The organism is Mycobacteroides saopaulense, assembly GCF_001456355.1.
GTDB classification, from domain to species: domain Bacteria; phylum Actinomycetota; class Actinomycetes; order Mycobacteriales; family Mycobacteriaceae; genus Mycobacterium; species Mycobacterium saopaulense.
Genome location: NZ_CP010271.1, coordinates 732,245 through 751,423, shown reverse-complemented (window position 1 = coordinate 751,423; position 19,179 = coordinate 732,245). Strand labels below are relative to the sequence as shown.

Below are 19,179 nucleotides of genomic sequence, written 5' to 3'. Positions count from 1 at the left end.
CCGCTACCGCAGCAAGTCCTCCAGCGCCGATCCGCGAATAGCCTTGCGCCACAACGGTGGTTGCGGGGCATTCGCGGCCACGCGCAGCATCTCGGGAACCGAGACAAACTTGTCGCGAGGCCGGCCTTCGCCCTTGCCGCGCGCGATCTCCGCGCGGTCGATCGCCAGCCAACCGTCATGATCGACGATGGTGGGCTGGCGCCGCTGGATGAGCTTGGCCAGACCTGACAACCGTTGCGACGGATCGTCGAGCAGGCCGTTGTTGTAGTCCTCCACCAACGAGGTGACGGTCTGCTGCGAGCACGACTTGTTGGTCCCGATGAACCCGGTCGGGCCTCGCTTGATCCATCCCGCCACGTAGGTGGCCCGATGGGCCCTACCGGTCGCCGAATCCGTCACGCGCCCTTGCTCGTTCGGGATCACTCCGCGCTGATCGTCGAACGGCACACCGGGCATCGGAACACCGCGGTAGCCGATCGAGGTCAACAGCAAGCCTGTCTCGATCGTGTCCACAGAATCACCGTGCTCGAACTCGACGCCCTCCACGCGGCTCTCCCCCAGCACCCTGGCGGGGGTCCGGTTGTAGGTGAAGCGGATGGTCTTGCCGCCCGGCTCCCGCGCCTCACGCGGGCAGGTGCTGAGCACCTCCAGCTTCTGCCGGGTCAACGGCTCCAGATGCGTCTGCAGCGCCTCATCCACCAGCTTGGCGGTTTCGTCGTCGATCACCACCGTCATATCGGGCAGACCGACCAGGCCGAGCAGCTCGGGCAGGGTGAATGCCGAATGCTCGGGGCCGCGCCGACCGACGATGACCACCTCGCGTAGCTTGCTGCTCCGCAGCGCGGTCAGCGCGGTATCCGAGATATCGGTGCGCGCAAGGCGATCGGTGCTTCCGGTGAGCACCCGAGCGACATCGAGCGCGACATTCCCGTTGCCGATGACGACGGCGCGCTCGTGGTCGAGGTCGACCCGGAAATCGCTGTAGTCGGGGTGCGCGTTGATCCACGCGACCACCTGTGTGGCGGTGGCGTTGCCCGGCAGCTCGATGCCGGGGATGTCCAGGCGACGGTCCGAGGAGGCGCCGACGGAGTAGATCACCGCATGGTGATGCGCCAGCAGTTCATCGTGGGTGACGTCCTTGCCCACCTCGACGTTCAGGAAGAACTCGAAGTTGGGCTGTGCGGCCATCGTGTCGAACAGTTTGGTCACCCGTTTGGTCTGCTGGTGATCGGGGGCCACCCCGGCGCGCACCAAACCATATGGGGCAGGCAGCCTTTCGAACATGCTGACCCTCACGTTCGGCTGGGTCAGCAGCTCATCCGCGGCGTACATGGCGGCGGGACCGGAGCCCACGATGGCCACCTTCAACCCACGGCCACTCTCCCGAACCGGCGGTGCCTGAATGACCGGAGCCAAACTGGCACGGGGGATTTCACGCGGATAGAACTCGGAGTTGATCCGCAGGAAGGGCAGCTGCTCTTCCTTGAGCACCGAGTCCGGCTTGATGGCATCGACAGGGCAAGCGGCGACGCAGGCACCGCAATCGACGCATGCCGAGGCATCGATGTGCAGCATCTCCGCCTTGAGAAAGTCGGGTTCGTCAGGCGTGGGGTGGATGCAGTTCACCGGGCATGCGTAAACACACGACCCCTCGTTACAGCAGGCCTGGGTAACGACGTGCGGCATCAGGCGGGAACAGCGCTGTGTGAATCAGACACTGCGGCCTCAGGAGCCGCGTAGTTCACCAGCGGACCACGCTGCGGCTCGCTGCGGTAGCGGGCGGCGCGGCCATCGATGTGCAGCGCCCTCCACACCAGTTTGGCGACGGGGTTCATCATCCCGACCTCGCGGCACAGCATCCGGACGTCGGAGAAGACCTCGCTCATCGTCTGTCGCGAAGCCGGGCTCTTCCAGAAGATCTCCTTCATCACCTCACGCGGGATGTCGAACTTCTTGGCGAAGCTGCGCGGCGGGGTCATGATGGCGCCCATCAGCACCCGCATGGTGATCGGCGTGGCGATCGACAGCACGAACCGGTTGAACCAGTGCATCGTCGGGACACGCTTACGCAGGTACTCATGCGCGAAGGAGATGTGCCGGGCTTCCTCGGCGACGTGAATCTCCATGACGCGGCGCATGATCGGGTGCAGGTTGTCACCCTCGCGCAGCACGTTCTTCTGGGTGTGGTCGATCGGCTCTTCACCGGCGAGCACGCCCACAAAGAACATCTCCGGGAAGGGCGTGGAGGCCAGCGGAACAAAGGGCGAGAGCCAGCGCAGCAAGCGCGGCATCCCGGGCACGTCGACACCGAGGCGGTTCACCATCTCCTGGAACATCAGGGTGTGGTTGCACTCTTCGATGGACTCGTGGTTCAGGTAACGGAACTCCGGGGACCCATTGGGCACGCTGAAGGCGTACTGGATCAGACCACGGATGAGGATGCTCTCGAAGTGCAGACCCACCTTGGCGACGTTGGCCTGGCGCCACATGCCGATCTCGATCTGCTTCTCCACAGGCTGCGCCTGGTACCAGGGATGCCGGCCGAACGGGTCGGTCCGGTGCGGCAGGATCCAGCGCGGATCATTGGGGATGACGGCGTACTCAGGGTTGTCCCAGTCGATGTCGATGAACGGGTCGAAATTCCGGTTCGTCGATCCGTGCGACAGGGTCTCCAGCACCTGGACGTACTTGGCGTCGCCACGCACTTCCTTCTTCGCGCGCAACTTCTCGCGGAGGGACATGCCTATCTCCTTTGATTAGGTAACGGACCTGCAAACTTTTACGTTCTGGGGCTACTTGGAAGTCTACAAGCTCTGGGCGAGTGTAAACAGGGCGAGAAGGCCCTATCTAGGTTTGGGACGAAACGTCCCATGTGACGTTCCCAGCGGGGTTTGTTTTATGTGATGCAGCTCTCAATGGGCCACCGTTTAGGCTGGTAGCCGTGGCTGAATTGACCATCCCCGCTGACCTGCTGCCCGCCGACGGACGCTTCGGCTGCGGCCCCTCCAAGGTGCGCCCCGAACAGCTGCAATCGCTCGTGACGGCCGGCGCCTCCCTCTTCGGTACCTCGCACCGGCAAGCACCCGTCAAGAACCTGGTGGGCCGCGTCCGCGAGGGCCTCAAGGAGCTGTTCAAGGCACCCGACGGTTACGAGGTGATCCTCGGCAACGGCGGCTCGACCCTGTTCTGGGACGCGGCAGCGTTCGGCCTGATCCGCGAGAAGTCACTGCATCTGACCTTCGGCGAGTTCAGCGCCAAGTTCGCCTCCTGCGTGGCCAAGAACCCGTTCGTCGGTGACCCGATCAAGGTGGTCGCGGACGCGGGCAGCGCGCCCGCTCCCGTCTCGGATCCATCGGCCGACGTGATCGCCTGGGCCCATAACGAGACCTCGACAGGAGTCATGGTTCCGGTGCAGCGGCCCGCCGGTTCCGAGAATGCACTGGTGCTCATCGACGCCACCTCTGGCGCCGGTGGCCTGCCGGTGGATCTGGCCGAAGTCGACGCCTACTACTTCGCGCCGCAGAAGAATTTCGCCGGCGACGGCGGGCTGTGGTTGTCGCTGATGAGCCCGGCCGCTCTGGAGCGGGTGGAGGAGATCGGCGGCAGCGGACGGTGGGTGCCGGACATCCTGTCGCTGCCGATCGCGGTGGAGAACAGCCTCAAGAACCAGACCTACAACACCCCCGCCATCGGGACGCTGCTTCTTCTGGCCGATCAGATCGATTGGCTGCTGGCGGGCGGTGGTCTGGACTGGGCCACCAAGCGGACCGCCGATTCGGCATCGCGGCTGTACTCCTGGGCCGAGGCCACGTCGTACACCACGCCGTTCGTGGCGGACCCGGCGCAGCGCTCGCAGGTGGTGGGCACCATCGACTTCAACGACGACGTGGACGCGGCCGCCGTGGCCCAGGTGCTGCGGGCCAATGGCGTCGTGGACACCGAGCCGTACCGCAAGCTCGGCCGCAACCAGCTGCGGGTGGCCATGTTCGCCGCCATCGACCCCGAGGACATCTCGAAGCTGACGCAGTGCATCGACTGGGTTGTCGAACGCCTCTGATCTCGCTCGGAGCTAGCGGACCATCGTGAGGTCGTAGACGTCGACGTCGTCGATGGTCCGCTTGGCAAAGGTCTTCTGCACCCACTCCTGGATGGATTTCGAGGTCTCGCTGCCCGGAGCACCGAAACCCTCGCCGCCGTGGTCACCGTCCAGGAAGTAGTGGATCTGGCCATCCGCCACGTATTGCTGGAACTGCGCCAGGGTCGGCGATGGATCGGTGCCGTTGAATCCTCCGATCGCCATCACGGGCAGACGGGTTGCCAACTGGTATCCCGACGCGCGGTTGGAGCCGACCGCCGCGGCCACCCAGGTGTATCGGTCCGCGTTGTTCTCCAGCGCGGCAACGATGTTGGGCCCTGGCGTGCTTCCGTCCAGCAGGCCACCGCCCGCCTTCGTTGCGCGTTCGGACTCGGGCCGGTGCCGCTCGGGAAAATCTGCGTCCGGAAAACCAGGGAACCCGCCGCCCTTGACCTCGGGTCCCGCCGACGGCAGTGCACCGCTGTGCGGTGTCGCGATGGTCTGAATCGAATAGGCCGCCGGGCCGGCCAGAGCCATGATGATTGCCACCGCCGCGGTCACCTTGGGGTATCTGTTGCTCACTATGCCGACCAGCGTCAGAACACCGAGGACCAGGATCGCCCAACGCAGCCACGGCTGGAAGTCAGGTGAACGCCCCAGCAGCAACCAGGTCATCGCCACGGTCACCAGCAGCGCGCCCGCCAGAGACGCTCTTACCCAGGACTTTTCGCGTTGACTCCAGGCCAGCGCCGAACCGGAGCCGACGAGTGCGGCGACCGCGGGCGCCAGTGCCACCGAATAGTACGGGTGGAAGATGCCCTGCATGTAGCTGAACACCGCACCCGTGGTGAGCACCCACAGACCGAAAACCATCAGCACCGCGCGGCGGGTGTCCGTCCGCGATTCCTTGCGCAGTAGGAATAACCCCAGTAGTGCGAGGACCACGGCGGTCGGCAGCAGCCAGGCGATCTGCCCACCCAACGCGGGCTGGAACAGTCTGCCGATTCCGGGTTCACTCCCGAAATGACCACCGAATCCGTACATCTCGTCGCGCGGACCCGAAGCACTGCCCTTTTCGTTTCCGTTGATCCGGCCCAGCCCGTTGTAGCCGAGGGTGAGCTCAAGAATCGAATTGTCAGGCGACCCGCCGATCCAGGGACGCGAGCCCGGTGGCCACAGTTCTACCGTGACGATCCACCATCCCGCGGAAACCACTGCTGCGGCGGCAGACCCGGCGAGCTGAGCCAACCTCTTCCCCGGGCTCACCGGCCCGGCGATCAGGTAGGTCAGCGCGATGGGCGGGATGACCAGTAGGACCTGCAGTTGCTTGGTCAGGAATCCGAAGCCGACCAGCACCCCGACCAACAGCGGCCAACGGCTGCGGCCATCTTCGATGGCGCGCATCGCCGCCCACACCGCGGCGATCATCAGGAAGACCAGCAACGCGTCCGGATTGTTGAACCGGAACATCAGCACCGCCACCGGCGTGATCGCGAGCACCAGCCCGGCCAGTAGGCCCGCCCCATGGCCGAAGTAGCGGCGAATGGTCACGTACAGCAGACCGACCGAGGCCACGCCCAGCAGCACCTGGGGCACCAGGATGCTCCAGCTGCTGAGCCCGAAGACACGCGCCGAGAGCTCCATCAGCCACAGCGACGCCGGTGGCTTGTCGACGGTGATCGAGTTGGCGGCATCCGAGGACCCGAAGAACGCGGCCTTCCAGGAGACCGAACCCGCCTGCACCGCAGCTGAATAGAACGAATTAGCCCAACCGTTGGAGCCAAGGTTTATCAGGTATGCCGCCGCGGTGCCGATCAGCAGAAGACCAACGCTGATCCGCTCCCGCGTCATCGGGTATTCGCGCTTCGGAACACCCACCGCAGTCCGACGAAGCGAATCAGGGTGGCGACGAGATTGGCCACGGTGAGCACGATCAGCAGCAGATGCTTGGAGGCGTCCGGCACCAGGTGATGCATGGCGACCAACGACCCACTGGTGAGTGCCAGCCCGATGCCGAAGATGGCGAGGCCCTGGAACTGATGCTTGGCGACATCACGACGCCCCCGCACCCCAAAGGTGAAGAACCTGTTGGCCGAGGTGTTCAGCACGGCGGTGATGAGCAGCGCCACGAAGTTAGCCGCCTGGTCTCCCGCCACTCCATGTAGCACCAGGAACAGCAGGGCGTAGGCCAATGTGCTTGCCACGCCAATGATTCCGAATCGCACCAGCTGCCCGACCATACCGGCCGGTACTCCCTCGACGAGCGGTTCACGACCAAGACTGTGCCGCAGCTCTTCCAGTGGCAGCGTGCCGAGCATGAGCGCCCGTCCCAGCCTCCAGATGCCGAGCAGGTCCTTGCGGACGGTGTCGACGATGTCGACCCGGCTGTCCGGATCGTCCACCCAGTCGACCGGCACCTCGTGGATGCGCAGGCCCACCCGCTCGGCGAGCACCAGCAGCTCTGTGTCGAAGAACCACTCCTTGTCCTCCACCAGCGGGAGCAATTGCCGGGCGACGTCGGTGCGGATGGCCTTGAAGCCGCATTGGGCATCGGAGAACCGGACCTGCAACGAAGCGTGCAGGATCAGGTTGTAGGTGCGTGAGATGAACTCGCGCTTGGGACCCCGGACCACACGCGAGTTGCGGTTGAGCCGCGAGCCGTAGGCGACGTCCGAGTGCCCCGAGATCAGCGGCGCGACAAGCGGCATCAGCGCATTGAGATCGGTGGACAGATCCACATCGCAGTAGGCCACCACCTCGGCATCCGAGGACAACCAAGCCGCGGCCAGGGCCCGCCCCCGCCCCTTCTCCTCAAGGTGCAGTACGTCCACGCTGTCGAGTTCGGCAGCGAGCCGGTGCGCGATCTGCAGCGTCCGATCAGTGCTGGCGTTGTCGGCGATGGTGATGCGAGCCGAGTACGGAACCTCGTTGGCCAGGAACCCGTGCAGGCGGCGCACGCACGATTCCAGATCGTTCTCCTCGTTGTACACGGGAATCACGATGTCCAGGACGGTCGCCAGGACTGCGGTCGGTGCCGTCGGGGTGTCGAGCGGCTGCATCACGGTGGTCACGTCAGAAACAATGGTTGCCACGGCTACGGTGTCACTGGGTTGCGGCTGCGAGTTTCCTGTGAGCGCCGCCCGGTCCGGCCGCCCGCCCAACCCGGTCTCGGCAAGATTGGTTGTACACAATTGAATTGTGGACTATCGTTCTTCTATGGCCACCGTCGGGCTCGACCGCCAGCTCTGCTTCGCCCTGTATTCGGCGTCGCGTGCGATGACCGCGGCATATCGGCCGCTCCTGACCGAACTGAATCTGACCTATCCGCAGTACCTCGTGCTCTTGGTGCTCTGGGAAGAGGGGCGCGTCACCGTCGGCCGACTTGGCGAACGGCTACGACTTGACTCCGGGACGCTGTCCCCTCTGCTGAAGCGCTTGGAAGCCAACGGATTCATCTCGCGCGAGAGGTCCGCCTCCGACGAGCGACTGGTCGAGGTAACGCTGAGCCCGGCAGGCCGTCGCCTGGAACGCAAGGCCCAGTGCATTCCGGAACAACTCGGCCTCTCGACCGGCATCAGCGAACGAGAGGCCGCGGACCTGCGCGATGCGGTCCACAAACTGACCGATGCCCTCAACGCATCACTACGAAAGGAATCCGCATGAACATCGTCTACACCGCCGAGGCCCTGGCCACCGGGGAAGGGCGCGACGGCAGGGGCCGCTCGTCCGACGGCAGACTCGATCTTGAGCTGGCCATTCCGACGGAAATGGGCGGTAGCGGCAACGGCACCAACCCCGAGCAGCTTTTCGCGGTGGGCTATGCCGCGTGCTTCCACTCGGCCCTGCGGATGATCGGCCGCCAAGAGAAGGCCGACGTCTCGGATTCCTCGGTCGGAGCGCGGGTCTCCATTGGCCAGCTCGACAACGGCGGCTTCGGCCTGGCGGTCGAACTCGAAGTCACCCTGCCCAACCTCGACCATCAGGCCGCGCAACAACTGACCGAGAAGGCCCACCAGGTGTGCCCCTACTCCAATGCAACCCGCGGCAACATCGACGTCACACTCACGGTGACCGATGACTGAGGCCCGATACATGTATCAGTACTGATACGATCGTTTTGTGTTTGATAGTTCCATCTCGCGAGGGAGTAGGCGGTCTCTGCTCATCGGGATCGCCTGCGTGGTCGCACTGATCCTTGCCGCGGGTGGCTGGGTGATATTCGCCAATGACTTCGCAATCCGTGAAGAACAGGTGACGATCCCCAGCTCGGTGCAACCGCTCCGGGCGACCCTCGCCCTGCCTCAACACGGGAACGGACCCTTCGGCCTGGTGGTGTTCGTGCACGGCGATGGGCCGGCCAACTCCACGAGAAGCGATTTCTACAAGCCGATCTGGGAGTCGTTTGCGAAGGCCGGCTACGCCTCATTGTCCTGGAACAAGCCGGGAATTGATGGCGCTCCCGGCAATTGGCTGAACCAAAGCATGCACGATCGCGCTGCGGAAGCAGAGGCCGCCATCGATTGGGCACATGGCCGCGCCGATATCGATCCAAGACGAATCGGCGTGTGGGGTATCAGCCAGGGAGGTTGGGTGGTGCCCGAGGTCGCGGTGCATCGTCCCGATCTTCAGTTCGTGATTCTCGTTGGTGCGGCCGTCAATTGGCTGCGACAAGGAGAGTTCAACCTGCTCGCGGAGATGCGGCACCGCGGCGCCTCAGAGGAGGAGAGTGCCGCGGCCCTGAACCGCCGCGACGCCGGGCTGCGAGCGTTGCACGACGGCGCGACATACGAACAATATCTTGCGGCCCAACAGGACCCGGACCTCATGTCGGCAGATCGCTGGAACTTCGTCCGTAAAAACTATCTGTCCGACGTGACCGAAATCCTCCCGCGCATCAAGGTTCCGGTCCTGCTCGCCCTCGGCGACGAGGATCTCAATGTCGACGTCAACGAGACGGATCGGGTCTACCGCCGGATACTGCCGCCACGACAGTTGACCGTGCGGCGATACCCCCACGCGTCGCACAACATCGCCAAAGCAGACCTCGACAACGACCAGAACTGGCGTTCGACACTGGTCGCGATGTTTGCCCCGCGTTCGCTCTTCGCCTCAGACTATCTGGATGACCTGCGGAACTACGTTGCGGCACAACCAGTGCGCTGACCATGACCGCTAGGCAACACACGATCCGAAGGCTGGCATTCTGCGAGGCCGTGGGCGCGGTCGCGCTCGCGGCGGCGACGGCACCGTTCGCTTTACCGTGGGCGGGCACCCCGCCCCCGTGGGTGCAGCTGCTCGGCCTGGCGTTTCTGCTCGGAATGCTCGCCGCGAACCTGATCATCCTGCGCAGAATCAGCACCGCGGTGACGCTTGCTCGACTCAGCGGGGTCCTACGCCTTCGCCTGGCTGTCGGCGTGTACGTGGTGGCCGTGCTCCTACTCGTTCCGCTGCCACCCTCGTGGGGCTGGTTCTGGTTCATGTTGACAGTTCTGGGCGCCCTGCTGGGCTGCGCAGCACTGGCACGGATGACCTGTACCGAACCCTTCAGATGATCTGGCGAACCGCCCCGGCATACCAGCGGAACAGTCGGATCGGCTGTTCGGCTTCGGTTTTCGCCATCTCAGCCCAGCATGCGGCGACCGCCGCCCGGGCTGCCGTACCGATCCAGGGTTGCGGGAGCAGCTGCGGCGGCAGCAGCGGGTCGGGCTCGACGGCCCGCGTGAACTCCGCCGCCAGCGCGACGGCAAGAGTGAGAAGTTCGGTATGGGACGCGGTGCGCAGGGCGGGAAGCGTTCCTTCCGACACCGCCAGAAGTCTGCGGTGCCGGTCGGCGATCGCATCGATCGGCCACAGCCGCTCGGCCAGCTCACGCGCACCCGACTGTCCGCCGATCACGAGGTCTGTGGTGGTGAAGGTCGTAGTGTGTTCAGCCACGTCGAGCTGTCCCGCGAGCGCGCTGATTCGACTCTCCCAGGCGTTGGCACACACGTAGAGACCGCCCTGGATCGGCGCACCGCCCAACCGCACCACCTCCCCGCGCATCGCATCACGGGCGGCGCGGGAGGATTCGGGTATCGCGAACGCGACAAGATGCCAACGGCCGTCCCACGGGACATGTCCCCGATCTTGCTCGTACATGTAGCGCACGAATTCGAGGTCCGGTTCGAGAGCGCCGCGCGTGGCCTCCGTGGCACGCAAGATCGCCTTGCGCCCCCGCCCATCTTGCGTAAAACGACCTTCCGCGACAAGGCGCTTGACGCATAGACGAACCTGCTGATCACTCATGCCGAGAATGTTTGCGACGTCATAGAGCTCGCCGGCGGCAATCGTGGCGTCCTCACGGATCATGCTCTCGACCACGCTGCGGGTGGAGACGTCGGTGTTCAGGACGTGCTGGATGTCCAAACGTTCACCTCACGAAGCAGCCACCGATTGTGTTCAACCATCCTACGTTCGGCGCAACAACGATCGAATCAAGGCAATGTTCCTCGTTCGACCAGATACGGCGAGACCCCAGCCTCACACCCAAGCGTCCGCCCGAGATCGGCGAAGAAGCGCCCCGGTTCGATAACCGACTCGGGTGGGCGAACCCCCGGCCTACGCGCCTGCCCCCCAATCACCTGCGCCATGCCCAGCGCCAGCGGCACACCGGTGATGCGAGCCATATCTTGTAGCGCACTTTTGATCGGATTCAACTGCGTACCAGATAGGTTCAGCCGAGCCAAGACAGCGACCCGATCCCCTCGCCGGTCACCGGTGACTGCTGCAAAGAACGGCGGGAGTGAACCGGGTCCTCGCAGACGCAGCGCCGCGCACGCGGAGCGCACCGTACGCCGCAAGCCGGGAGTCGCGAACGCCTCAGCGGCCTGCTCCAGAGTGAGCGAGCCTGCGTCGATATCGGATCGCAGGGTACCGAGATATGCCACCGTCCAGGGTTCGATGACCATGAGGTTCAGCGCGTCGCCACTCGGTTTTAGGCTGCGCTGCAAGGTAATCGGCTCCGGATGACCGATCGAGTACGCGGTGCCCCGATGTCCGGCAGGCAATGTCAACGTGACCGGGCTCAACGGGCGCTTCTCGACCAGTCGCCCGGCAACGACGGCGGTGATAGTGCCGCTGGCCTGCTCCATCCAATGCACCGCAGCGGCGGTCGGACGCCCATCGGGACCCAGCAGCGGGGTACTTCCTTCGGTAGCGCCCTCGGCACCGACGGCATCCACAGGCCACGCCGTGTAGACATCGTGAACCGAATCGAGCTCCGCCGCGGCGGTGGCGGCGAGCAGATTACTTATCCCCGGACTCGCGCCCATGCCGATCACCGCACAGACCCCATGCTCACGCGCCCGCCCATCCAGGTCGAGCATCTGCAGCGTCGGCTCCCAGTCGTCGCAGATATCGAGATAGTGAGTTCTCGTGTCAAGTGCCGCATGCAGGACCGTCAATCCGAATCGGAAGTAGGGCCCGACGGTGTTCAGCACGAGATCGACCGGATCGAGCGCTCGGCGCAAGGCCGCCCCGTCGGTGACGTCGACCTCGACGGACCGGACCGGTATGCGGCTCTGCCCTAACTGCCGTGCCAATCTTTCGGCAGCGCCGAGATCGCGATCGGCGATGACGATTTCCTGCACACCCGGCACCTCGACTGCGGTGCGCACGGCTACTGCACCCATTGCACCCGCTCCGCCCAAAGCCAGAACCTTCATGCGGCCATAGTACCTATCAAATTGAGCACGTTCGTATCTATTTTGATAGATTCTAGTTGGGAACCCTGGCGGCTCCCACTGCCATGCTCGGTAAGTTGGCGGGGTGACGGAACCGCCTGAGGATCGCAAGATTGATTACCGCTTCACCCTGGCCAACGAACGCACATTCCTCTCGTGGATTCGCACCGCACTCGGACTACTGGCCGGCGGCGTCGCCGTCCAAACCCTCGTCCAGCCGTTTCACCACGCCGGGGTCCGACATGTGCTTGCCGCATCCTGCCTGGCGCTCGCGGTGGTGGTGTCGATAGGCGCGTACGCGCATTGGCGCGACGTGAAGGACCGGATGGACCGGGACCAACCATTGAAGGGGACTCTCTTGGTGCCCTTACTCGCGGTGAGCATCGGGCTGGTCGCGATCCTGGCATCGGTTGCGGTCTTCTATCGATGAAGCCGGACCCCGAGACGCACGCCATCGAACGCACTGCACTGGCCTGGCTCCGCACCGGGTTGGCTGCCGCCGGAACGGCAGCGGTGTTCCTGACCCACGCACTGATCCACAAACACACCGCGGTCGCGTCATTGATCGCCACCGCGGTCGTGCTCGGGATTGTCGCGATCAGCACGGTGCGCCATCACGCGCTGGCCCGTGGGCACTGGCAACACGGCGGCAAACCGATTGTGCTGACCACCCTGACGATGGTCGCGATAGTCCTTCTCTCAGCCGGTATCGACGTTGCAAATCTGGGTACGTAGGTATACCCGCGTTCTGCGTACCGGGCCCCGTTACCGCCCCATACTTTGTCCTGTTCGGCTCCACCCCTCATCACATATAAGGAGAACGCTATGAAGCGTGGGCTTGTGGTCGCCATTGGCGGCGCGGCGATTGTCGCCGCAGGTCTGGTCGGTTGTTCGAGCGATAAGGACAAGTCCGAAACCAAGGGCACCACCGTCAGCAACAACGGCGGCGCGGTGGCTACCAACAGCAGCGCCAAGGTCACCATCGACGGTAAGGAACAGAAGATCGAGGGCGCGGTCGTCTGCCAGGCTTCGAACGGCAACGTCAACATCGTCATCGGCAGCGGTGCCCAGGGCTTCGGCGCCGTGGTGACAGAAGGCGATTCTCCAACGGTGAAGTCGGCGGGGCTCGGCAGCCTCAACGGACAATCGCTGGCGTTCTCCGAGGGCACCCCCGGTGCCAGCGCCAAGGCCACCAAAGACGGCAAGAAGTACCACATCGAGGGAACCGCCATCGCCGTTGACATGGCCAACCCGATGCAGCCTTCCAACAAGCCATTCGAAATCGAGGTCACCTGCCCCTAGGGCGTGCACCACCGATCTAGCCGGGCAGCACCATCGTGTTGCCCGGCTAGTCTGTCTCGGGAGAACAAGGGGGACACTATGAAACGAGTGTGGACCGCCGTCATCGGCGTGGCCATGGTGGCTGCCACCCAGTCTGGCTGCACCGCAAGCACGGGGATCACGACGATCACCGATACCGCCACCCATGTCGCCACCAGCCCTGCCAAGCCCGGACAGTCCAGCAAGCCGGAAGGCGGCACCGCGACGATGACGGTCGGCGCTCTGACTGTGGTAGCCGGGGTCCCCGTCAGATGCGACACGTACGAGCAACGGACGTTCATCAGCGTCACAAAAGACCCCTATGCACGCGGGCTGACCCTCACAGGAGAGCCACCCGCGCTCGAGACCGTCAACCTGGGCGAGATCAACGGGCTCAAATTCATGTACTACGAACTACTCAAGAAAGACGGCGAGAGCGCCACCCTCACCAAAGACGGCAAGCACTACTCCGTCAAGGGCACCGTCTGGGGTGACGATGGCAGCGGCACGGGAGGCGTCATCAAGTCGTTCCAGGTCGAGGTCATGTGCCCATAGTGGCAAACAACATCTGCCACATGCGTCACATAGCGCGAACCGCCCGTAAAAGCAAGTAGCCCCCGCCCCCGCGTGTCACCGTGGAACCACCATCTACCTGCACTAAGGTCCCCAAGAACTGGGTTATCCAGTCCAGGCGAGGAGGGCAACATGCGCGAACTGAAAGTCATCGGCTTATCGGCCGACGGCAAGCGAGTGATCTGCCAGGAGTCCGATGGCTCCAGGGGCACCGACAAGTTCGCGATCGATGCCGACGACAGACTCCGGGCGGCCGCTCGGGGCGACCTGTCCCGCCTGGGGCAGATTCAGATCGAAATGGAGAGCTCGTTGCGACCCCGGGAAATTCAGGCCCGCATCCGCGCCGGCGCCACCGTCCAGCAAGTCGCCACCGCCGCCGGCGTCGACGTGTCGCGCATCGAGCGGTTCGCCCATCCGGTGTTGCTGGAACGCCAGCGCGCGGCAGAGATGGCCACTGCGGCACACCCGGTGCGCAACGACGGACCCACGGTCAGCACGCTCGGTGACACCGTCTCCGGCGCGATGTTCGCGCGGGGGCTGGACCCCGATGCCATCGAATGGGACGCATGGAAGGTCGAGGACGGCCGGTGGACCGTCCAGCTGCTATGGCGGGCCGGCCGTTCCGACAACAAGGCGCACTTCCGGTTCACGCCAGGAGCCCACGGTGGCACGGTGACCGCGCTCGACGATTCCGCTCGAGAGCTGATCGATCCGACGTTCACCCGCAGCCTGCGCCCCCTCGCGCCGGTGGCCCCGCTACTCCCCGATCCCGAACCCGAGTTGTTCGACGAGCACCCCGCGCCGCTGCCGGAACCCGAGTCGGAATCCGTGGCCGTCGAAGAGCCCGCCGACACCCCGCCGCCGGCCGCGCCGCGCCGCTCACGGCGCAACAAGCCAGCGGTACCCACGTGGGAAGACGTGCTACTGGGCGTTCGCTCCAGCGGCCAGAACTAAACGCCTCGCAGCTAGGTGATCAGGGCCATCACGACGGCCGCCACCCACCCGCCGGCTATCCCAATGGCGATACCCAGAACGAACCATCGCAGCACCGGGCGTTCCCGCCAGCTCCATAACGTCGGCGAAAGACCGCCCACTGCAACGATATTGAGCAGCACCGCCCAGAGCGGATGCACGTGGACCAGGCCCAGGCTCAGCACCACCACACCTACCGCAACCACGACGGCCACACACATCGCCGAAACGATGCCCTCTACCCAGGGGGTATCGGAGTCGTGGCCGGTCATGGCGCGAGCCTAGCGCGCTCGTAGAACGCCAGCGCGGCGGCGGTGGCCACGTTCAGCGAATCGGTACCGTTGGCCATGGGGATACGTACCCGCAGATCGCTGGCGCGCAGCGCGGCATCCGTCAGCCCCGGCCCTTCGGCTCCGACCATCAACGCCACCTTCTCGTCCCGCAAGGATGGAATCGCGGTGGCCAAGTCCCGGGAGTCGCCTGCGGGTGTCATCGCCAACAGTCGGAAACCGTTGTCCCGCATCCGATATAAGGACTTTGGCCACTCCGGAAGACGTGCGGATGGCACCAGCAGGGCATGGCCCATCGACACCCGCACCGCCCTGCGATACAGCGGGTCGGCGCAACCGCTGCCGAAGAACACGGCATCCACACCCAGGCCGGCGGCATTGCGGAAGATCGAGCCCAGATTCTCGTGATCGTTCACGCCCTCAAGGACCGCTACGGTGCGGGCGCGCCGCATCAGGTCGGCCGCCGAAAGTTCCTCGGGACGCCGCGACGCCGCAAGCACCCCGCGATTCAGATGGAAGCCGACGACCTCCGCCATCACCTCGGCACTGGCCCGGTAGTACGGCACGTCGACAGACTCCAGATCGTCTGCCAGTTCGGTCAATCTACGGTCAGTGCCCAGCAATGCGTGTGGCGTGAACCGCGAGGCCAGCATGCGCTGCACCACCAACACTCCCTCGGCGATCACCAGGCCCTTGCCGCTGGGCAGGTCGGGCCTGCGGTCGACGCTGTTGAGATCGCGGAAGCTGTCGAGCCTCGAATCGGCGGGGTCGTCGACATCGATAACCAACATCTACGCCCGCCTCGCCAACGGCGTCGGCTCGCACACCGGGGTGGCAGCCGGGGCAGGCGGCACCATATCGTCGGCCTCGGGAACCTCCCCGGCGACAACAGGACACGGATGCCGGTGCAGATACGTCGCACACGCCATCCCGGCCGCCACCGAGACCAGCCCGCCAACCAACAGCGGCATCCGACCGCCGTGCAGGTCGGCAAGCCAACCCACCAGCGGACTGCCCAACGGAGTGCCACCCAGGAACGCCACCATGTAGATGCCCATCACCCTTCCCCGCAGCTGCGAATCCACGGACAGCTGAATGATATTCATCGCCGACGTGGTGAACGTCAGCGCCAGCAGACCTGTCGGGACAAGGGCAATGGCCACCGAGAGATAGGTGGGCATCGCACTGACAACAGCTTCCGACACCCCGAAAGCCATTGCTGCACCGTAGAACAACGTCATGCGCACCTTCTTGGTGCGACGGGCCGCCAGCGTGGCGCCGAGCAGCGTGCCGATCGCCAGAGCCGTGGACAGCAGTCCGTAGGAGGCCGCACCACGCCCGAAGGTCTCCCGTGCCAGCACCGCCAGTGTCAGTGAGAAATTCAGCCCGAAGGTCGAGACCAGGAAAACCGTCAGCATGATCATGAACAGGTCGCGCCGATGCCATACGTACAAGAAGCCCTGGCGCAGTTGCCCCTTCGCCGGAGGGACGGGGTCGCTCGGGTGCAGCTCGTCCGGCTGCATGCGCCACAACGCGATTCCCACACCGATGAAGCTGAGGAAGTTCAGCAGGAAGACCCAGCCGGTGCCGACCAGCCCGATCAACACGCCTGAGATGGCCGGGCCGATGATGCCGGCCAGGTTGAACACCATCGAATTGAGCCCCACCGCATTGGGCAGGTGCTCCGGGCCCACCATCTCTATCGTGAAGGACTGGCGGGTTGGGGCCTCGATCGCGGCGGCGCACCCCATCGCGAAGGCCACCGCCATCACGTGCCAGATCCGGATCAATCCGGTCACCTGAAGCAGACCCACGGTCAACGCAAACAGCGCCATCAGAGCCTGGGTGAGCATGAGCATCCGCCGCTTGTCGTAGCGATCGGCCAGCATCCCGCCCCATACCGACAGCAGCAGTGTGGGACCGAATTGCAGCGCCATCACCACGCCGAGCAGAAAGGCGTTGCCGTGCGACAGATCCAGCACCAGCCAGTCCTGCGCGACCCGCTGCATCCAGGTGCCGATGAGCGACACCATCTGTCCGCTGATCCATAGCCGGTAGTTGCGTGTGCGCAGCGATACGAATATCCCGCCGCGGTCAGCCACGGGTCATCATTTTAGAGACTGACGAGATTGTCAGCTAACCGTTTTCATTGACCAGCGCCGACAGCAGGTCGGTCGCCTGCCGTAGCACCGCTCGTTGCTCCGGGGTGAAATCGGTCAGGTGCTCACGCAGCCATTCCTCACGCGCGCTGCGATCGGCCTGCACGATGTCCGCACCGGCCTCCGACAACGAGACGACGACCTGGCGGCCGTCGGTCGGATGTGCCGAACGCTCCACCAACCCGAGCTCGGCCAATGAGGCGATAACCCGCGTCATCGACGGGGGCTGCACCCGCTCGCGGGCCGCCAACGCACCCGGAGTCATGGCACCCTCGTTGAGCAACGTGGCCAGGGCCGACAACTGCGTCAAGGAGACCGGTGAATCGGCCCGGCGGAACCGCAGATGCCGGGCCAGGCGGATCACGACGAGCGATAGATCGCTGGCCAGCCGGGCATCGGGGTCGCTCACGGCCCAAACCTTACGGCACGTCCAGGGCTTTCACAGAGACTGAGCCGACTAAACCACCGCCCGGTGTCGTCCCCCGCGTATGCTGCGCATCTAGTGGACACCCCCGCGCCTCAACCGCCCCCGCTTCCGGCCGCACTGCTCAATCCGTGGCCGGTTGTCGTCGCAGGCACCGTGCTGTGGCTGGTGGCCAACATCCTCGCCTTCACCGTTCCCGCATTCGAAAGCTGGCGTCCCATAACGCTTGCCGGGCTGGGTACCGGTGCGCTGGGCACCACCATTGTCCTGCTACAAGTACGTGCCGCGCGGCGCGGTTCACGCGGCGCGCAAACCGGCCTGTAGCGGCGAAAGCCATCGCATAACACCCCGACAAGAGGAGCAATCTCATGCCCAACGCGTCACTGCTGGAAACCGCCGTGGAGATCAACGCGCCCGTGGAAAAGGTGTGGGGGCTGATCGCCGACCTCGACAACATGCCGAGGTGGAGCCCGCAGACCCGCAAGATGTTCGTCCGCGGCCCCGTACAGGCGGGCACCGACGTCATCAACTACAACCGCAAGGGCTGGAAGGTGTGGCCGACACGCGCCGTACTGACCGCCGTCGAGCCCAACAAGCGTCTGGCCTGGCACGTCAAGGACAATCTGAGCGAGTGGAGCTACGACCTCGAGCCCACGGCATCCGGTGGCACCCGGGTGACCGAGCGCCGCGTGCTGGGCGAGAAGCGGTCCCCCATCTCCACCAACCTGCAGAACCTGATGTTCGGCGGCACCGAGGTGTTCGACGAGGTGCTGCTCGAAGGCATGCGGACGTCGCTGTCGAAGATCAAGGCCGCCGCGGAAGGCGCTTAAGCCTCTGCTCCGCGTGCGCGCCTCACCCGCGATTCGGCGTGGGGCGCGCGCCCGGCGACGTTCAATCCGCTAGATCGAGCACGCCGTCGTCGAAGGGTTCGTACAGCGGCATCGCCGAGTTGACCGGCTGCGGTGTATCGGAGTGTGCGCCGCAGCCGTACTCGATGTGCACAACGTGGCCGTCGGCCGACATCGAATTGGCGCACACGCCGAACGCGACACCCAGCGACCCCGCCAGGGGCAGGTAAAAGCCACACGACCGGCACACCCGCCGGGTGGCGCGCGCCATCTCCGTATCGGGGCCCCAATCGCCGTCGAACCAGCGCTGCGCGGCATCGACACGCCCGGTCAGGCTCAGCACCTGCTTGCGCCCCAACCCGATCTCACCCGCGGTCTCGGTGACCTGCTGATCTCCGCTGTCTGTGTATCCGGGCACCAGCCGGGGATCATTCGGCGGCGGCGCGAGCAGGTCGCCCGGGCCCAGATCGCCCGGCCGGATGCGCTCTTCCCAGGGAATCCAGCTCGGCGCCCGCAGGGCCTCGGTACCCGGAACCAGCACCACTTCACTGACGGTCGCGACGGTGGCACCCGGTGCCGCGGCCATCACCACTTCCCAGTGCCACCCGCGGTACCCGGGCAGATCGGCCTCGAAGCGGTGGGTCAGCGCATGCAGATCTGTGTCCTCGGAGGAGGCCCCGAGGTACTTGCCCACGGTCTCCCCACTGAACTCGACAATGGCCGTACGTGCCTGATCAATACAGGTGTACAGGGCGTCGCGGCCGGAGATAGTGATGTCCATCGCTGACCATCTTCTC

The 19,179-nt window shown here is 65.0% G+C and carries 23 protein-coding genes; 12 read left to right on the top strand and 11 right to left on the bottom strand.

Annotation, left to right across the window (positions count from 1 at the left end; all coding sequences use genetic code 11):
• Nucleotides 1-3: 3 nt before the first annotated feature.
• Together MYCSP_RS03835 and MYCSP_RS03830 are read right to left on the bottom strand one after the other, a co-directional pair.
• Nucleotides 4-1,686 (bottom strand): FAD-dependent oxidoreductase, encoded by a 1,683-nt coding sequence (locus tag MYCSP_RS03835; protein WP_083018845.1) that lies wholly within the window; start codon nt 1,684-1,686, stop codon nt 4-6.
• Nucleotides 1,686-2,741, bottom strand: coding sequence for an AurF N-oxygenase family protein (locus MYCSP_RS03830; RefSeq protein ID WP_070913041.1), 1,056 nt, complete (start codon nt 2,739-2,741; stop codon nt 1,686-1,688). The genes MYCSP_RS03835 and MYCSP_RS03830 overlap by 1 nt, the downstream gene beginning before the upstream one ends.
• A 200-nt stretch (nt 2,742-2,941) precedes the next feature.
• Here MYCSP_RS03830 and serC point away from each other — a divergent pair, with 200 nt between their 5' ends.
• Complete coding sequence (gene serC / locus MYCSP_RS03825) at nt 2,942-4,057, top strand: phosphoserine transaminase (RefSeq protein ID WP_083018843.1); 1,116 nt, start codon at nt 2,942-2,944, stop codon at nt 4,055-4,057.
• 12 nt (nt 4,058-4,069) lie between these two features.
• Here serC and MYCSP_RS03820 read toward each other — a convergent pair whose 3' ends face one another.
• Nucleotides 4,070-5,926: an ArnT family glycosyltransferase gene (locus MYCSP_RS03820; RefSeq protein ID WP_083018883.1), complete on the bottom strand. Its 1,857-nt coding sequence runs from the start codon at nt 5,924-5,926 to the stop codon at nt 4,070-4,072.
• The gene (locus MYCSP_RS03815) at nt 5,923-7,146 is read right to left on the bottom strand and encodes a bifunctional glycosyltransferase family 2/GtrA family protein (RefSeq protein WP_083018841.1); all 1,224 of its coding nucleotides are present in this window, start codon (nt 7,144-7,146) and stop codon (nt 5,923-5,925) included. The genes MYCSP_RS03820 and MYCSP_RS03815 overlap by 4 nt, the downstream gene beginning before the upstream one ends.
• 145 nt (nt 7,147-7,291) lie before the next feature.
• Here MYCSP_RS03815 and MYCSP_RS03810 point away from each other — a divergent pair, with 145 nt between their 5' ends.
• The 4 genes from MYCSP_RS03810 (at nt 7,292) to MYCSP_RS03795 (ending at nt 9,627) form a co-directional block, all read left to right on the top strand.
• The gene (locus MYCSP_RS03810) at nt 7,292-7,738 is read left to right on the top strand and encodes a MarR family winged helix-turn-helix transcriptional regulator (RefSeq protein ID WP_083018838.1); all 447 of its coding nucleotides are present in this window, start codon (nt 7,292-7,294) and stop codon (nt 7,736-7,738) included.
• Nucleotides 7,735-8,157 carry an organic hydroperoxide resistance protein gene (locus MYCSP_RS03805; RefSeq protein WP_083018836.1) on the top strand — a complete coding sequence of 141 codons (423 nt, stop codon included), beginning with the start codon at nt 7,735-7,737 and terminating at the stop codon, nt 8,155-8,157. Before MYCSP_RS03810 ends, MYCSP_RS03805 begins: the two co-directional genes overlap by 4 nt.
• Before the next feature lie 76 nt (nt 8,158-8,233).
• A complete protein-coding gene (locus MYCSP_RS03800; RefSeq protein WP_088415423.1) occupies nt 8,234-9,238 on the top strand; it encodes an alpha/beta hydrolase family protein in 1,005 nt (334 codons plus the stop codon).
• Nucleotides 9,239-9,240: 2 nt separating this feature from the next.
• Nucleotides 9,241-9,627 (top strand): hypothetical protein, encoded by a 387-nt coding sequence (locus MYCSP_RS03795; protein WP_083018834.1) that lies wholly within the window; start codon nt 9,241-9,243, stop codon nt 9,625-9,627.
• Here MYCSP_RS03795 and MYCSP_RS03790 read toward each other — a convergent pair.
• Entirely contained in the window at nt 9,620-10,480 is an 861-nt protein-coding gene (locus tag MYCSP_RS03790) for a PaaX family transcriptional regulator C-terminal domain-containing protein (RefSeq protein ID WP_083018832.1), read from the bottom strand. The genes MYCSP_RS03795 and MYCSP_RS03790 overlap by 8 nt on opposite strands.
• A 68-nt stretch (nt 10,481-10,548) precedes the next feature.
• The gene (locus MYCSP_RS03785; RefSeq protein WP_088413204.1) at nt 10,549-11,778 is read right to left on the bottom strand and encodes a saccharopine dehydrogenase family protein; all 1,230 of its coding nucleotides are present in this window, start codon (nt 11,776-11,778) and stop codon (nt 10,549-10,551) included.
• 103 nt (nt 11,779-11,881) lie between these two features.
• Here MYCSP_RS03785 and MYCSP_RS03780 point away from each other — a divergent pair, with 103 nt between their 5' ends.
• From MYCSP_RS03780 to sepH, 5 genes are all read left to right on the top strand, one after another.
• Nucleotides 11,882-12,226 (top strand): YidH family protein, encoded by a 345-nt coding sequence (locus MYCSP_RS03780; protein ID WP_070913045.1) that lies wholly within the window; start codon nt 11,882-11,884, stop codon nt 12,224-12,226.
• Nucleotides 12,223-12,531 carry a DUF202 domain-containing protein gene (locus tag MYCSP_RS03775; RefSeq protein ID WP_083018828.1) on the top strand — a complete coding sequence of 103 codons (309 nt, stop codon included), beginning with the start codon at nt 12,223-12,225 and terminating at the stop codon, nt 12,529-12,531. Before MYCSP_RS03780 ends, MYCSP_RS03775 begins: the two co-directional genes overlap by 4 nt.
• 90 nt (nt 12,532-12,621) lie before the next feature.
• The gene (locus tag MYCSP_RS03770) at nt 12,622-13,098 is read left to right on the top strand and encodes a lipoprotein LpqH (RefSeq protein WP_070913047.1); all 477 of its coding nucleotides are present in this window, start codon (nt 12,622-12,624) and stop codon (nt 13,096-13,098) included.
• A 78-nt stretch (nt 13,099-13,176) separates the two neighbouring features.
• Nucleotides 13,177-13,671: a lipoprotein LpqH gene (locus MYCSP_RS03765; RefSeq protein ID WP_088413203.1), complete on the top strand. Its 495-nt coding sequence runs from the start codon at nt 13,177-13,179 to the stop codon at nt 13,669-13,671.
• A gap of 150 nt (nt 13,672-13,821) precedes the next feature.
• Nucleotides 13,822-14,643, top strand: a complete 822-nt coding sequence (gene sepH / locus MYCSP_RS03760; RefSeq protein WP_083018823.1) for a septation protein SepH — start codon at nt 13,822-13,824, stop codon at nt 14,641-14,643.
• Between the two features lie 11 nt (nt 14,644-14,654).
• Here sepH and MYCSP_RS03755 read toward each other — a convergent pair whose 3' ends face one another.
• From MYCSP_RS03755 to MYCSP_RS03740, 4 genes are read right to left on the bottom strand one after another with little or no spacing between them, the layout of a single operon-like run.
• The gene (locus tag MYCSP_RS03755; RefSeq protein ID WP_083018821.1) at nt 14,655-14,933 is read right to left on the bottom strand and encodes a DUF2537 domain-containing protein; all 279 of its coding nucleotides are present in this window, start codon (nt 14,931-14,933) and stop codon (nt 14,655-14,657) included.
• Nucleotides 14,930-15,742, bottom strand: a complete 813-nt coding sequence (locus MYCSP_RS03750) for a TrmH family RNA methyltransferase (protein ID WP_083018819.1) — start codon at nt 15,740-15,742, stop codon at nt 14,930-14,932. The genes MYCSP_RS03755 and MYCSP_RS03750 overlap by 4 nt, the downstream gene beginning before the upstream one ends.
• On the bottom strand, nt 15,743-17,053 hold the full coding sequence (locus MYCSP_RS03745) for an MFS transporter (RefSeq protein WP_083018817.1): 1,311 nt from the start codon (nt 17,051-17,053) through the stop codon (nt 15,743-15,745).
• 34 nt (nt 17,054-17,087) lie between these two features.
• On the bottom strand, nt 17,088-17,519 hold the full coding sequence (locus MYCSP_RS03740; RefSeq protein WP_083018815.1) for an Rv0880 family HTH-type transcriptional regulator: 432 nt from the start codon (nt 17,517-17,519) through the stop codon (nt 17,088-17,090).
• A gap of 93 nt (nt 17,520-17,612) precedes the next feature.
• Here MYCSP_RS03740 and MYCSP_RS03735 point away from each other — a divergent pair, with 93 nt between their 5' ends.
• Nucleotides 17,613-17,858, top strand: coding sequence for a DUF2530 domain-containing protein (locus MYCSP_RS03735; RefSeq protein WP_070913054.1), 246 nt, complete (start codon nt 17,613-17,615; stop codon nt 17,856-17,858).
• A gap of 44 nt (nt 17,859-17,902) precedes the next feature.
• Nucleotides 17,903-18,364, top strand: a complete 462-nt coding sequence (locus MYCSP_RS03730) for an SRPBCC family protein (protein ID WP_083018813.1) — start codon at nt 17,903-17,905, stop codon at nt 18,362-18,364.
• Nucleotides 18,365-18,425: 61 nt separating this feature from the next.
• Here the strand turns inward: MYCSP_RS03730 and MYCSP_RS03725 are convergent, their stop codons facing one another.
• Nucleotides 18,426-19,163: a DUF3027 domain-containing protein gene (locus MYCSP_RS03725; protein WP_070913056.1), complete on the bottom strand. Its 738-nt coding sequence runs from the start codon at nt 19,161-19,163 to the stop codon at nt 18,426-18,428.
• Nucleotides 19,164-19,179: the final 16 nt, after the last annotated feature.

What these genes read in the sequence shown, in the direction of transcription:
- MYCSP_RS03785 (WP_088413204.1), bottom strand. Translation starts at nt 11,778, where the DNA reads ATGAAGGTTCTGGCTTTGGGCGGAGCGGGTGCAATGGGTGCAGTAGCC.
- MYCSP_RS03730 (WP_083018813.1), top strand. Translation starts at nt 17,903, where the DNA reads ATGCCCAACGCGTCACTGCTGGAAACCGCCGTGGAGATCAACGCGCCC.
- MYCSP_RS03820 (WP_083018883.1), bottom strand. Translation starts at nt 5,926, where the DNA reads ATGACGCGGGAGCGGATCAGCGTTGGTCTTCTGCTGATCGGCACCGCG.
- MYCSP_RS03750 (WP_083018819.1), bottom strand. Translation starts at nt 15,742, where the DNA reads ATGTTGGTTATCGATGTCGACGACCCCGCCGATTCGAGGCTCGACAGC.
- MYCSP_RS03835 (WP_083018845.1), bottom strand. Translation starts at nt 1,686, where the DNA reads ATGCCGCACGTCGTTACCCAGGCCTGCTGTAACGAGGGGTCGTGTGTT.
- MYCSP_RS03765 (WP_088413203.1), top strand. Translation starts at nt 13,177, where the DNA reads ATGAAACGAGTGTGGACCGCCGTCATCGGCGTGGCCATGGTGGCTGCC.
- MYCSP_RS03755 (WP_083018821.1), bottom strand. Translation starts at nt 14,933, where the DNA reads ATGACCGGCCACGACTCCGATACCCCCTGGGTAGAGGGCATCGTTTCG.
- MYCSP_RS03725 (WP_070913056.1), bottom strand. Translation starts at nt 19,163, where the DNA reads ATGGACATCACTATCTCCGGCCGCGACGCCCTGTACACCTGTATTGAT.
- MYCSP_RS03805 (WP_083018836.1), top strand. Translation starts at nt 7,735, where the DNA reads ATGAACATCGTCTACACCGCCGAGGCCCTGGCCACCGGGGAAGGGCGC.
- MYCSP_RS03795 (WP_083018834.1), top strand. Translation starts at nt 9,241, where the DNA reads ATGACCGCTAGGCAACACACGATCCGAAGGCTGGCATTCTGCGAGGCC.
- sepH (WP_083018823.1), top strand. Translation starts at nt 13,822, where the DNA reads ATGCGCGAACTGAAAGTCATCGGCTTATCGGCCGACGGCAAGCGAGTG.
- MYCSP_RS03775 (WP_083018828.1), top strand. Translation starts at nt 12,223, where the DNA reads ATGAAGCCGGACCCCGAGACGCACGCCATCGAACGCACTGCACTGGCC.
- MYCSP_RS03770 (WP_070913047.1), top strand. Translation starts at nt 12,622, where the DNA reads ATGAAGCGTGGGCTTGTGGTCGCCATTGGCGGCGCGGCGATTGTCGCC.
- MYCSP_RS03830 (WP_070913041.1), bottom strand. Translation starts at nt 2,741, where the DNA reads ATGTCCCTCCGCGAGAAGTTGCGCGCGAAGAAGGAAGTGCGTGGCGAC.
- MYCSP_RS03810 (WP_083018838.1), top strand. Translation starts at nt 7,292, where the DNA reads ATGGCCACCGTCGGGCTCGACCGCCAGCTCTGCTTCGCCCTGTATTCG.